Genomic DNA, 14217 nt, shown 5'->3' on the forward strand with positions numbered 1-14217 from the left:
TGTGCCGCCCGTGACTGACATTCTTGAGCGCGCCCGCCAGCAGGTCCTCCGTGACGGGATCGGGTTGGAACTGCCTGATCTGATCGCGGTGCTCCGCCTCGACGACGATCGGATCGGAGACCTTCTGCAGCTGGCCCACGAGGTGCGGATGGCGCACTGCGGCCCCGAGGTCGAGGTCGAGGGGATCATCTCGCTGAAGACCGGCGGCTGCCCCGAGGACTGTCACTTCTGCTCGCAGTCGGGACAGTTCACCTCGCCGGTCCGGGCGGTCTGGCTCGACATCGACCAGCTGGTCAAGGCGGCCCAGGAGACGGCCGCCACCGGGGCGACCGAGTTCTGCATCGTGGCCGCCGTGCGTGGCCCCGACGAGCGGTTGATGGCCCAGGTGCGCGACGGCGTCAAGGCGATCCAGGAGGCCGTGGAGATCAACGTCGCCTGCTCGCTCGGCATGCTCACCCCGGAGCAGGTCGCCGAGCTCCGGGCGATCGGGGTGCACCGGTACAACCACAACCTGGAGGCGGCCCGCTCCTACTTCCCGAAGGTGGTCACCACGCACAGTTGGCAGGAGCGGTGGGACACCTGCCAGATGGTCCGCGACTCCGGGATGGAGCTCTGCTGCGGCGGCCTGGTCGGGATGGGTGAGAGTCTGGAGCAGCGCGCCGAGCTCGCCTCGGAACTCGCTGCACTGGACCCGCACGAGGTGCCGTTGAACTTCCTCAACCCGCGACCCGGGACGCCGTTCGGTGACCAGCCGTTGATGTCGTCGCAGGATGCGCTGCGGACGATCGCGGCGTTCCGGTTGGCGATGCCGCGCACGATCCTGCGTTACGCCGGTGGCCGCGAGCTGACGCTCGGAGACCTGGGTACCCGCGAGGGTCTACTCGGCGGGGTCAACGCCGTCATCGTCGGCAACTACCTGACCACGCTGGGCCGGAAGCCGGACGCCGACCTCGATCTGTTGGCCGAGCTGAGGATGCCGATCAAGGAACTGGCGAAGACGCTATGAACCAGTCGGCCGACCGCTTCTGCGCACACTGCGGTGAAGCGGTCGGTGGCCCCGCCGCCGTTGGGGGTGCAGCCCACCGAGCGTGTGAGCGAGCCTTGGAGTTGGAGCCCCCGCGGTACTGCCGACACTGTGCCCGGCGGATGAAAGTGCAGGTCACCCCGCGCGATTGGACCGCGATCTGTGTCGAACACGGGGCGAGTTGAGACGGATCTGACCAGGCTTTGAACCAGCCCGCGGCAGACAGCGCCGCCGTCACGTGGCAGACTCGCCCTGTGGCCAGCATCGAAATCATTATCGGCTAGCGCATCCGGCACCCGCCTGATGCGCAGACCTCTCGTACCCCGAGAGGTTTTTTTGTTGGCTGACGTGAGCACCCGAGAGCGAAACGAGACCCATCGATGGATCTGCAAGGTTCCTTCCACGTCTACGACACCACCCTGCGTGACGGCGCGCAGCAGGAGGGCCTGAACCTCTCCGTCGCCGACAAGTTGAACATCGCGCGGCACCTGGACGGTCTCGGTGTCGGGTTCATCGAGGGTGGCTGGCCGGGCGCGAACCCGAAGGACACCGAGTTCTTCCGCCGTGCCGCGCTCGAACTCGACCTCAAGCACGCCAGGCTGACCGCCTTCGGTGCGACCCGCAAGGCCGGTCTGCTGGCCGCGGACGACCCGCAGGTCGCCGGGCTGCGCGACAGCGGGGCCAGCGTGGTCACCCTCGTCGCCAAGTCACACGTCGGCCACGTGGAGAAGGCGCTGCGGACCACGCTCGCGGAGAACCTCGCGATGATCCGCGACACCGTCAGCCACCTCCGCGGCGAGGGGCAGCAGGTCTTCCTGGACGCCGAGCACTTCTTCGACGGCTACCGGACGGACCGCGCCTACGCGCTCGAGGTGCTGCGCACCGCCTACGACGCCGGGGCCGAGGTGATCGCACTCTGTGACACCAACGGCGGCATGCTGCCGGGTTGGGTCGCCGACGTCGTCCACGACGTGATCGACAGCACCGGGGTCCGGATCGGTATCCACTGCCACAACGACACCGGCCTCGCCGTGGCCAACACCTTGGCGGCCGTCGACGCCGGCGCGACCCACGTCCAGGGCTGCGTCAACGGCTATGGCGAGCGCACCGGCAACGCGGACCTGGTCAACGTGGTCGCCAACCTGGAGCTCAAGCTCGACCGGCAGGTGCTGCCGCAGGGCCTGCTGCGTGAGGCGACCCGGATCGCGCACGCCGTCGCCGAGGTGACCAACGTGCCGCCGTCGGCCCGCCAGCCCTACGTCGGCACCTCGGCCTTCGCGCACAAGGCCGGGCTGCACGCCAGCGCGATCAAGGTGGACCCCGACCTCTATCAGCACATGGACCCGGCCGACGTCGGCAACGGCATGCGGCTGCTGGTCTCGGACATGGCCGGCCGTGCCACCATCGAGCTCAAGGGCAAGGAGCTCGGCTTCGACCTCTCGGACGCTCCCGAGTTGGTCACCACGATCACCAACCGGGTCAAGGAGTTGGAGTCGCAGGGCTACACCTTCGAGGCCGCGGACGCCTCCTTCGAGCTGCTCCTCGCCGAAGAGGTCGAGGGGGCCCGCCCGAGCTACTTCGAGATCGAGTCGTGGCGGGTGATCACCGAGACGGTCAAGGGTGCCCAGGCGGGGACCGAGGCGCTCTCGGAGGCGACCGTGAAGCTGCGCGCCGGCGACGCCCGGGTGGTCAGCACCGGTGAGGGCAACGGCCCGGTCAACGCGCTCGACCACGCGCTCCGTCAGGCGATCGGTCAGGCGTACCCGGAGGTGGCGCGGTTCGAGCTGATCGACTACAAGGTGCGGATCCTGGACCAGGGCCACGGCACGGACGCGATCACCCGGGTACTGATCGAGACCAGCGACGGCGTCACCTCATGGGTCACCGTCGGGGTCGGGCACAACGTGATCGAGGCGTCGTGGGGCGCATTGATCGACGGCGTCACCTTCGGGCTGCGTCGCCACCACGCAGGCTGAGCGGGTCACGCGCCGACGACGCGTCGCGCCAGGTCCTGCCAGGCTGCGACGATCCGGGGCAGTGGCAGCTTCTCGATCCGGACCTGCTGACTGAGGATCGGCATCTCCATCGGGGCCAGCAGGGCTGCCGCGAGTAGCGGGATGTCGCCGGTCACGTCCAGTTCGCGGAGTAGGTGCTGGACGTGCAGCGAGGTGAACGACCAGACCGGGTAGGAACGGGTATGCCCGGTACTGGCCGCCCCGAAGAGCTCGGCGTGGCTCAGGGTGCGCGAGATCCGGGAGTCGCCGAAGGCGAGGAGCCGGTCCAGTGCTAGAGCGCCGGGGCCGAGCGGCGGCTCCCCGGTCATCACCGACTCCTGCCAGCGCGCCTCGGAGTGGTCGAGGACCGCGGCGAAGAGGCCGCTGCGGTTCTCGAACCGGCGGAAGACGGTGCCCTTGCCGACACCGGCGGCTTCGGCCACCGACTCCATCGTCACGGCGGCGACCCCGTGCTCGTCGACGAGTCGCAGTGCCGCGGCCAGGACGGCGTCGCGGTTGCGCGCGGCGTCGCTGCGTTCGCGCGGCGCGGCGTCGGCGAGGGGGAGGAGCGGGCGATCGGTCATCGGCGCCCACCTTAGTGGGCCGAGGTTGTGGGGAGCGTCACGGAATGAATCCGGACCGCGGTCCGTTTGAACTCTCCGAAGCGTCAATTCCGCCCCACGAGGAGAACTCATGTCCGACATTCGTGTCGCCGCTATCGTCGGCAGCCTGCGCGCCGACTCCCTGAACCGCAAGATCGCGGAGGCCCTGCGCGAGCAGGCGCCCGCCGGCGTCACCGTTGACATCGTCGAGGGTCTGGCCGACGTTCCGTTCTACAACGAGGACCTCGACAACGAAGCCGGCGCCCCGGCTGCCGCCGCCGCGCTGCGCGCCCAGGTCGCCGACGCCGACCGCGTGCTCGTGGTCACCCCCGAGTACAACGGCACCATGCCGGCCGTGCTCAACAACGCCATCGACTGGCTGTCGCGGCCCTACGGTGCCGGTGCCCTGGTGGGCAAGCCGTTCGCCGTGATCGGTGCCACCCCGACCCCGTACGGCGGCAAGTGGGCCCACGACGACACCCGTCGCTCGGCGGGCATCGCCGGTGCGAACGTCGTCGCCGACATCGAGCTTTCGCAGTCCGCCCTGGAGGCCGACATCCTGGCCGACGAGCAGGTGCTCGGCCGGCTCAAGGGTGCAGTCGAGGCGCTGGTCGCGCACAACGAGGCCTGAGCAACTCGGTAACAAGAGAGCAGGGCCGCGGTGTGATCCACCGCGGCCCTGCTGCTTCCCTGCCTGGGCTCAGAACTGGGTGAAGAGCAACGCGTTCGAGTAGTCGGTGTTCGCCCAGCGCATGTAGCGGCTGATCAGGTCTTCCTTGACGCCCGCGGGGGCGCTGGCCACCGTGAAGACGACCGCGGACCGGGACTGGTCGGCGATCCACGCGCCCGTCTTGTAGTCGTCGTACAGGGCGTCCGCGGCGAAGTTGAACATCTTGTCGCTGAGCACCTTCTCCTTGGCGGCTGCCTTCGCCTTCTGCTCACTGGGGAAGACCAGGAAGTAGTGGGTGATCTTCACCTTGTCGCGGGTGTTGATGAAGGTGGCGCTGACCGCGTACTCGCAGCCCAGCTTGGTGAGCGCGCCGTCCTTCTCGACGCCGGCGCAGGTGTCGTAGTCGCGGGAGACGACCTGGCTCGCCTTGTAGACGTGCTCCTGGTACCGGAAGTCCCAGTCGTCCTCGTAGTCCGACGCCCGGATCGCGCGAGGTGCCTCGACCGGGTTGTCGGGGTCGACGGTGGTCTCGGTGGCGCCGGGCACCTGCGGGGCGTTGGGGCTCGGTGACGTGCTCGTCGACGGCGATGCGCCCTCGGTGGGCGACGGGTTCTGCGACGACGGGCTCTGCGACGACGAGGTGGTGGCGTTCGGTTCGGTGGCCGTGCTGCCCTTGTCGTCGTCGCTGCGGACCGCGAAGGCGATCGCGGCACCGCCGCCACCGACCAGGAGCAGCACTGCCAGCACGGTCAGGATGACCGGCATCTTCGACTTCTGTGGCGGGGGAGGGCCGGGGTACTGCGGCGCCCCGTAGGGTCCCGGGGGCTGCGGGTGCGTCGTGTACGGGTTCGTGCCGCTCGGTGCCGGTGTCGCCCAGGGCTGCTGGTACGGCGGCTGGCCGGGCTGCGCCGGCGGGCCCCACTGGGGTGGCTGCTGGGGCGGCGGTCCCCACTGCTGAGGGGGCTGGTTCGGCGGGCCGGCGGGCGGCTCGTTGTGCGACATCGTGTCTCCCTGGTGCGAACGGACAGTGGGCTCCTACCCAGGAAGTGGACGGCTCAACCCTGACCGTGGGCGCAGCATGTGGCGCGATGGCCTAGGCTCATGAACGCCGGTGAGCCTACCGGCGTCGCCTGTTCGAGGAGGTCCGATGGCTTACCGCGCCCACGATGTCGTGACGCGAGCGCTCGACGTCCTCGACGCGCACGGTCTGGCCGACCTCACCATGCGGCGGCTGGGCAAGGAGCTCGGCGTCCAGCCCAGCGCGCTCTACCACCACTTCGCCAACAAGCAGTCGTTGTTGGCCGCCGTCGCCGACGAGATCCTGACGCGTGGCGCGCGCCCGGTCACGGCTGAGCGGTGGCAGGAGCAGGTGTTCGCGATCTGCACCACCTTGCGAGACTCGCTCCTCGCGTATCGCGACGGCGCCGAAGTCGTCGCCACCGTGCATGCCTTCGGGCTGGGGGCCACCCAGCCGCGGGACGCGCTCAGTGCTGCGCTCGGCCAGGCGAACCTGAAGGCTGACGACGTCTCGATCGCCACGCGGACGCTGCTGCACTTCGTCTACGGGCACACCATCGACGAGCAGACCCACCTTCAGGCCGACAGCGCGGGTGCGCTCGGCGATGAGGCAACGGTTGGTGGCACCGACCGCGACTTCGCGAGCGGTCTGGAGCTGATCCTCGACGGCATCACCCAGCGCAGTGCGAGCGAACTTCACGCCTGAGCGGCAGCGCCCTGCTGGGCTCGGGTGAGCCGGTTCCGTGAGCTCCACGAGACGACCACGGCGAGGAACGTCGCGGCGACGGTGACGGCGTAGGCCCAGGTGTGGCCGCCGCGGTCGGCGAGCTGGCCTGCGACCGCCGCACCGAGTGCGTAGCCGAGCACGGTGGCAGCGGCGAGCTGGGTCATCACGGTGCCGAGCCGCCACGGTGGCGTGATCCGTTCGCCCATCGTGAAGGTGGTGATCATGTAGGGGGCGATGCTGATGCCGAAGATCAGCAGGACCGGGATCAGCGCGGCCAACGAGTCGACCAGGAGCAGCGGGAGCGCGAATACGGCGAGTCCGACCGCGAACCAGCGCAGTCGGTCGGGGAGCCCGAACCGGTCGGGGAGTCCGGCGACCGCCAGTCCGGCGATCACGCTGCCGACGCCGAGCAGCGCGTGCAGGTAGCCCGCCCAGCCGGGGTGTCCGGCGTCGGTGGCGAGGACGGTAGTGCCGGTCTGGATGGAGCCGAAGGTGGTGCCGATGATCAGTTGGCTGGCGCAGAGTGCGATGAGCTCGGGGGAGAAGCGGCTACCGGTGGTGGCGGCGTCCGCGGTCCGCGGGTGGGCCGGGACGGCGAACGGGTGCAACGCGAACCAGGTGCCGAAGGTCGCCAGCAGGACGGCCGCACCGATGATCGCCGCGGTCGGGCTGGCGATCGAGACGGCGACACCGACCAGGGCCGGGCCGATCACGAAGGCGCCTTCGTCCGCGGCACCTTCGAAGGAGAACGCCGTCTGGACGAGCCGTTCCTGGCTGGGCTGTTTCTTGGTGAGCGGGCGCCAGCGGACCCGGGACATCGGGCCGACCTGGGGCAACATCACACCGGTAAGGGCGGCCACCACCGCGATCCAGCCCCAGTGCAGATCGGTCTGGGCGATGGCCAGGATGCCGAGGAAGCCGATAGCGCCACCGATCGATTGCGCGGCGAGGACCGGCCGTTGGCCGATCCGGTCGGCGAGGGCTCCCCAGCTCGGGGCGAGCAGACCGTTGGAGACCGCGATCGCGCCGGCGCTGGCGCCGCCTGCGCCGTAGCTGCCGGTCAGGTCGCTGACCAGAAGCAGGACGCCGAGTTGGCTCATCGCCAACGGGAGGCGGGCCAGGAAGGAGCCGACGACGTAGCCGCCGCCGCTCAAGCTGAACAGGGTGCGATAACTCGAGACAGGTGACACAGATCCTCCGGGTAGCGCGGCGCGGTGCGTGCCTACCCACCCATCAGACAGCGCAACAATCCCTGTGCTCCTGCCAATCTACCGACGCCCGTGTGGTTCGGGCGATTCGCCGGCGCCGTTCTGCCAGCGGAAAGACCTGGCACCGGGTGATGGGCCCGTCGTCGGTACGGGAATTGGGAACCGGGGGCCGGCGCGTCGAAGGGGCCGGTTAAGGTTTCGTTTTAAACTGCAACCATTTTTGGCCCCACCCCAAGTTGACTATCGCAGCTCCGCTTCGGCCCCATCTGACGCGGAACTGCACGACGCGCGCCCGGGATTCTCGGCCCATTGCGGCCGCCGCCACGTCAACGGCAATGCTTGAGAGGACCCCTGCGCATCATGACTGCCGGTATCCCCGGACGATGCGGCGCGCCCGCACGGACCAGAACCCTGGCCCGTGCACTGACGCTGCTACTGATCTCTGCCCTTACCTTCATCGGACTGACGGGCGCGGCAACGCCGGCGTCAGCCGAGCTGGCCGCTCCGGGCGTCACCGCCTCGGTCAGTTTCCCCGGGTCGTACGACGGCACCGGCATGTTGACCGAGGACGGTGCGGAGGGGGAGCTCTCCCTTTCCTACAAGGGATCTGAGGTCGTCCCCGGGTCGACCATCGAGATCAAGCTGCCGAGTCGGGTGCTGCCGACCAACCTGGTGGTGCCGCCGGGCAACACGGCCGTCACCTCGATCACCCACGTCGACGGGGTGATCCGAGTGACGTTCGCGGATCCGTTCCCGGGCAACGTCAATCAGGGCCAGCTGGACCTGAAGTTCAAGCTCGACTCGATCGAGAACTCCGAGAAGACCACCTTCGAATGGTCCCTCAACGGCGCCACTGAGACCGTGCCGGTGATCTACCGGGAGAAGAACGACACGTTCCAGGACTGGACGCAGAACAGCGCCGGCAAGCAGGGTGGCGGCAACTTGCCGGGTGTTTCGATCAACGGCGACCAGGTCGTGATCGCCCCGGCCGCGGCCAACCACATGTTCGACTTCACCCTGGTCGGTACCACCAAGACCGCGGTGGCGAACTACGCGATCACCGACCAGCTTCCTGCAGGCATGGTCTACAGCTCCAGCAGTTTCAGCGCGGTCGTCGAGACGTGGGACGCCGACGGCCTCAACAAGACCACGACCACGGTGACGCCGTTCGCTCCGACCGTCTCCGGATCGGCTGCGGCCGGCCAGTCCTTCGCCACCTCGCTCAACGTGCCTGCCAACTCGCGAGTCACGGTGAAGTACCAGGCCTCCTTCGACGCCAGCGTCCTGGCTGGGCTCCGCGACGGCCTGCAGGACCTGTTCCCGGAGGACCCCGACGGTCAGTGGATCTCGCTGGCTTTCCAGAACACGGCCACGCTCAACGGCAGCGCGGACCAGACCGCTGACGTCGTTGTCGGTGTCAACGTGCCCACGATCCGCAAGCCCGGCGTCGGTACCGGCACGTTCAACAAGACCCGCGACTGGAACCGACAGAACATCGAGCCCCAGGCCGATGGCAGCTTGGTGCCGCCGATCCCCGTCACCTGGACGATCAAGGCTGATCTGACGAGCTTCGTCCCGCCGGCCGGCGCCACGGCAACGGAGGTCAAGTACGCCACCCTGACCGAGAACGTGGTCATCAAGGACGCGCTGCCCGCGCAAGCGCGCTGGGTCGACGTGGCTGCAGTGTTCGCCGCTCAAGGGTTCAACCAGGTGGGAACGTGCTCTGCGGCAACGACCCCCGCCAGCTTCGCGACAACCGCTGCTAAGTCTTACTGCCTCAGCGGCAACACCCTGTGGATCAACGTCGGCAAGGACAACACCAAGAGCTACACGTTCGCGCTGAACGCAGAGATCACCACGGTCACCGGGCTCACGAAGACCGCCAGCGGTACCGTTCAGGGCGCGTTCAACTACCCGCTGACGAACCGCGCTGAGTTCACCGCCGTCACCGAGGGCAAGACCTACACCCCGGGTGTCAACGCCACGGTCACCATGGTCGACCGCCCCGACGACACCGGCGACAGCTTCAACGACACCGACACCTTCAAGAAGGAGGGCCCGAGCCAGCGGATCACGCTGGAGCCCGGGACCACCACGAAGGTGGGCTATACCTTCACGGTCAACGGCAACAACAGCGCCGACCTGCACCCCGAGGTCGACGCCAAGGACGTCAAGATCGTCGACGTCGTCGACCACGAGGTCTTCGACATCTCCGACCTGGCCGGGATCAAGGCCGACCTGACCGGCTCCTACAACGGTACCTCGCTCACGCCCGCCGACTTCGTGGTGAGCACCAACGTCGACAACGAACTCGTCATCGAGCTCAGCGCCGCGGGCAAGTTGAAGGCCGTTCCGGCGAACAAGACCTGGACGGTGCTGCTCAAGCTGCCGACCAAGAAGGTCACCGGACAGCAGACGATCGACATCTCCAACACGGCAGAGCTCACCGGTCAGAACGACAAGGTGCTCTTCTGGTCCGAGGACGTCTCGACCATGACCAGCTTCGGCAGCGAGGCGGAGGTCCGCAAGTTCGTTCGCGATCCCGCGGCCAAGGAGTGGACCAAGAGCCTGCGTGCAGCGGTCGACGGCAGTGGGAACCTGATCCAGGATACGTACGTGTTCCAGGTCGAGTTCATCGCCCACGGCACGTTCAAGGGCAAGATCTTCGACGTCGACGACCTTATGCCGGCAGGCACCACCTTCCTCGGCTTCGTGGATGCGGCCAACGTCGACACCGGTAGCGGGGCCTCGACCGCGTCGCGCAACATCGGAGCCAACATCACCGCGTCGTACAACGCGGCGAGCCGCACGATGACGCTGAGTTCGGCCAATGTGCCGACGGCTGCTCGCGCGAGCGCCTACTTCGCGGTGCGGATCGACTCGGCCATCGAAGACGTCCCGGTGATGAACCGGATCGGCACGGTCAGCGCGACGATCACGCCTACCAACGACTACCCGCTCTCGGTGGCGAAGAGCAATGCCACCAACGCCAACGCCGCGATCAACGACGACAACGCGCGTTTCGAGCTGTGGAACGCCGATGGCGACGTCGTGGTGCGGGACATCTTCGTCCGCGACAACCAGCTGCGGGTCAAGGAGAACGACATCGTGAAGGCCGTCGTGGTCAGCGACCCCGGCACCTACACGTTGCACGAGATCGTGCCGCCTACCGGCTACGTACGCTCCACCGAGCCGTTGACGATCGAGGTCGTCGCCGGCAAGACGCCCAAGGCCGCCACCTTCTACAACACGCCGAACCCGGCGAGCGTCACCGTCGGCGACTATGTGTGGATCGACCGGAACCACGACGGTCTGCAGGACGCCTCCGACCGGCCGGTGCCTACCGACCGCCCGGTGCCCGGCGTGGAGCTCAAGATCCAGAAGATCGCCGCCGACGGCACCACCAAGACCGACGTCACCGGCGTCAACAACATGCCGGTGCAGAACGTCACCACCGCCGCCAACGGTAAGTACCTCTTCGAGTTGCTTCCGGTGCTCGCCGCGGGGGAGAAGTACGAGGTCACCATCGTCTCCAAGCCGGCCACGCTGGACGGCTACCTGCCGACCACGCCGGGCACGAGCAACGGCACGGGCGCGAACGACTCGTCCACCGCATCCGCAGTCACGGTCCTTGACCTGACTTCTGGTGGCAAGCAGGATCTGACCCTCGACTTCGGCTTCGCGAAGCCCTACGTCTCCGTTGGTGACTACGTGTGGATCGACGTCGACCGCGACGGCATCCAGGATGCCGGTGAACCTGGTATCGAGGATGTCCTGCTCGAGGTCTACGGTCCGGACGGTCAGAAGGTCACCACGGACGTCTACGGCGACCCCCTTCCGGTGGTGCGCACGAACGCCTCCGGCAAATACCTGTTCGACAACCTGCCGCCGCTGACGGGCAACGAGACGTACACGGTGAAGATCGTCAAGACTGACGCCGACACCATCGCCGCGCTGGCCGGTCTGAAGCCGACGGACCCCGAAGAGGGCATCGACCCGGCCGTTGACTCGTCGACGTGGGAGGCGACGTCCACCCCCGGTCTGCTGGTCACGCACGAGGCCCACGACCCGAAGCTGGACTTCGGCTTCATCCGTGAGGCGGTCAGCGTCGGTGACTACGTCTGGGAGGACGTCGACCGCGACGGCATCCAGGATGCTGGCGAACCCGGCATCGAGGGAGTGCTGCTCGAGCTCTTCCGGTCCGACGGCAACGGCGGCCTGGTCAAGGTGACCCGCGACGTCAACGGCGCCCTGCTGCCCGTGGTGCGTACCGACGAAGACGGTGCCTACCTCTTCACCGGCCTGCCGATCCTTCCGGTCGGTGAGTCCTACACGGTGCGGATCAACAAGACCGACGCCGACACGGTGACGGCGCTCGCGCCGTTCGTGCCGACGACCGAGGGCGACAACGGTGGCGACGGCGCTGACGACTCGTCGACCGACTCGTCGGCGTCCACCGCGGACCTGTCGGTGGACGGTTCTACCGACCGCACGCTGGACTTCGGCTTCGTCAAGACTTACGTCACCGTCGGTGACTACGTCTGGATCGACCTTGACCGTGACGGTGTCCAGGACGCCGGGGAGCAGGCCGTTGAAGGTGTGGTGCTGAGCCTGGTCAAGGTGCTGGCGGACGACACGACCCAGGCCGTTGTCGACGTCAAGGGCCAGCCGGTGGGCAACGCCACCACGAACGCGTCGGGTCTCTACGAGTTCGATCTGCTCCCGGTGCTGGGCGCGGGCGAGCAGTACCGCGTCGAGATTGACGCTGACCAGCTGCCGAGCAGCCTGGACAACTTCATCCCGACCCTGCCGAAGGAAGGTGCCGACACCGACGTCGACTCCGAGACCTGGACCGCGGACAGCGTGAAGACGCTGGACGGTTCGGTCGTCCCGGCGCAGCCGAAGGACTCCGCGCACGTCGGCATCGACCCCAGCCTCGACTTCGGTTTCGTGCAGAAGGCTGTCTCGGTCGGCAACAAGGTCTGGTTCGACGCCGACGAGAACGGCCAGCGGGACCCGTCCGAGGACCCGATCGAGGGCGTCACGCTCGTCCTCACCGGTCCGGATGGCAACCCGGTCACCGACGTGTACGGCGACCCCGTGCTGCCGACCGTGACAGGCCCGAACGGCGAGTACACCTTCAACAACCTGCCGGCTCTGCCCTCGGGCGAGCACTACATGGTGACGATCGACTACCCGAACTCGCCGATCCTGGAGCAGATGGACCTGGTGCCGACCAACCCGGGCGACCGTGGCGGCGACACCGATCCGAACAACGACTACTCGCACACCGACTCCGCCACCAGCGGTGACCTCACCGACGACGGCGACCGCGATCCGACCCTGGACTTCGGTTTCCGCAAGGCCAAGGTCAGCGTCGGCGACTACGTCTGGATCGACACGAACCTGGACGGTCTGCAGGACCGCACCGACGTCGCGATCCCCGGTGTCGTTCTGGTGCTGACCGACCCCGACGGCAACCCGGTCGTCGACGTCTTCGGTAACCCGGTCGGGCCGCAGACCACCGACGCCAAGGGGTTCTACGAGTTCCTCGACCTGCCGACGCTTCCGGCGGGCAAGTCCTACACGGTGACCATCGACATGGGCGCTTCGGAGCAGGCGCTCAAGGGCCTGCTCCCGACGGCGGCCGGCGTGGGTAGTGACCGTGCGAAGGACTCGTCGACGAGCAGCGCAGCCAGCATCGCGGTCCTGTCGACCGATGGTGTCCACGACCCGACGCTCGACTTCGGGTTCATCCCGGCGACGCTCAGCGTGATCACCACCGCGCCGAAGTCGGTGTCGGCAAAGGTCCGTGCCGACGGCGAGATGCGTCCGGTCACGTTGCGCGACAGCGTCACCATCGAGGGGATGGCTGGTCGAGGCACGGGCGAGGCCATGCTGTACGGCCCGGCCCCGAAGCGGACCACCACGATGTGCCAGCCGGGCAACCTGGTCGGCACGGTGAAGTTCACCGCGCGTGAAGGGAAGATCACGACCCCGGGAATCAAGGTGACGGAGCCGGGTATCTACACCTGGGTCGTCAGCGTCAAGGGTGACAACGGTCAGACCGGTTCGCATGGTTGTGGCCTCGCTGCTGAGACCACGAAGGTGCAGCGTGCGGCCTATGGGCCGATCGCGATCGAGACCGGCAAGCGGAAGGACCCCGGTGTGGCGGCCCGCAAGGCTCGCCGGACCACCCTCGCGGCGCCGTCGATCGGCCTGAAGGGCGCACCGGTTCGCACGGTGGGCATCCGCAAGGGCGAGATGGTGATTCCGGAAGGTGCCGCAGACATCGGCTGGTTGAACCGTTCGGCGAAGTTCGGCGATCTGATCGGCACCTCCGTGGTCGCCGCCCACGTCTCCGACACCCGCGACCAGCCGATGGCCTTCAGCAAGCTCACCAAGCTGCGCAAGGGCAAGATCGTCACCGTCACCCAGGGCGGTAAGACCTACCGCTACAAGGTCACCACCCACAAGCGGTACTCGCGTGACCGTGGTCCGGGCATCCCGAAGCGGTTCTTCCGGACGGACGGCGCGCACCGCCTGGTGCTGGTCACCTGCACGGACAAGGTGCGGACCCCGACCGGCGGCTTCCACTACAGCAACAACCTCGTAGTGATCGCCGAGCAGATCAAGTAGTTCAGCTCGAGTGACAGAGCCCGCGGGCGGAGACGGCGTATCAGCCGCTCCGCCCGCGGTTCTCATTTCGGGGGCTGTGGGTCGGGTTCGACGCCTTGCGCAGTTGTGTCGGACCTCACTCGTAGCGTGTTTCGTACCCGAGGAAGCCGCTTCGGGGCACCGCCCGCTCGGAGGCATCCATGCCACGCATCACTCCACCACCTGATCCGCCCGCCCCTCCCGGTCCGTTCAGAACGACCACGAATGCGATCTGCCAAGCCACGTTGGCGATTGAGGCAGCGCTCGACTCGTGTTGCGACGCCAACGCGATCTATCTGTCCACTGCAGAGAAGCGCG

General features: G+C 67.8%; 8 protein-coding genes. 5 read left to right on the forward strand and 3 right to left on the reverse strand.

Annotation, left to right across the window (positions count from 1 at the left end; all coding sequences use genetic code 11):
- Positions 1 to 10: 10 nt before the first annotated feature.
- Positions 11 to 1006 (forward strand): biotin synthase BioB, encoded by a 996-nt coding sequence (bioB, locus tag ACLM5J_RS17015; protein WP_413657674.1) that lies wholly within the window; start codon positions 11 to 13, stop codon positions 1004 to 1006.
- Between the two features lie 398 nt (positions 1007 to 1404).
- Positions 1405 to 3000: a citramalate synthase gene (gene cimA / locus ACLM5J_RS17020; RefSeq protein ID WP_413657675.1), complete on the forward strand. Its 1596-nt coding sequence runs from the start codon at positions 1405 to 1407 to the stop codon at positions 2998 to 3000.
- Between the two features lie 5 nt (positions 3001 to 3005).
- On the opposite strand, the gene ACLM5J_RS17025 is transcribed toward cimA, so the two are convergent.
- The gene (locus ACLM5J_RS17025) at positions 3006 to 3602 is read right to left on the reverse strand and encodes a TetR/AcrR family transcriptional regulator (protein ID WP_413657676.1); all 597 of its coding nucleotides are present in this window, start codon (positions 3600 to 3602) and stop codon (positions 3006 to 3008) included.
- Between the two features lie 109 nt (positions 3603 to 3711).
- Here ACLM5J_RS17025 and ACLM5J_RS17030 point away from each other — a divergent pair, with 109 nt between their 5' ends.
- Positions 3712 to 4251 (forward strand): NAD(P)H-dependent oxidoreductase, encoded by a 540-nt coding sequence (locus ACLM5J_RS17030; RefSeq protein ID WP_413657677.1) that lies wholly within the window; start codon positions 3712 to 3714, stop codon positions 4249 to 4251.
- Positions 4252 to 4320: 69 nt separating this feature from the next.
- On the opposite strand, the gene ACLM5J_RS17035 is transcribed toward ACLM5J_RS17030, so the two are convergent.
- Positions 4321 to 5292, reverse strand: coding sequence for a hypothetical protein (locus ACLM5J_RS17035; RefSeq protein WP_413657678.1), 972 nt, complete (start codon positions 5290 to 5292; stop codon positions 4321 to 4323).
- 145 nt (positions 5293 to 5437) lie between these two features.
- Between ACLM5J_RS17035 and ACLM5J_RS17040 the strand changes: the two genes are divergently transcribed.
- Positions 5438 to 6013: a TetR/AcrR family transcriptional regulator C-terminal domain-containing protein gene (locus ACLM5J_RS17040; protein WP_413657679.1), complete on the forward strand. Its 576-nt coding sequence runs from the start codon at positions 5438 to 5440 to the stop codon at positions 6011 to 6013.
- On the opposite strand, the gene ACLM5J_RS17045 is transcribed toward ACLM5J_RS17040, so the two are convergent.
- Positions 6004 to 7188: an MFS transporter gene (locus ACLM5J_RS17045; protein WP_413657680.1), complete on the reverse strand. Its 1185-nt coding sequence runs from the start codon at positions 7186 to 7188 to the stop codon at positions 6004 to 6006. The genes ACLM5J_RS17040 and ACLM5J_RS17045 overlap by 10 nt on opposite strands.
- 414 nt (positions 7189 to 7602) lie before the next feature.
- Between ACLM5J_RS17045 and ACLM5J_RS17050 the strand changes: the two genes are divergently transcribed.
- Entirely contained in the window at positions 7603 to 13881 is a 6279-nt protein-coding gene (locus tag ACLM5J_RS17050) for an SdrD B-like domain-containing protein (protein WP_413657681.1), read from the forward strand.
- The last annotated feature ends 336 nt before the right edge of the window (positions 13882 to 14217 follow it).

This window comes from Nocardioides sp. Bht2 (assembly GCF_047308515.1).
Classification (GTDB): Bacteria; Actinomycetota; Actinomycetes; order Propionibacteriales; family Nocardioidaceae; genus Nocardioides.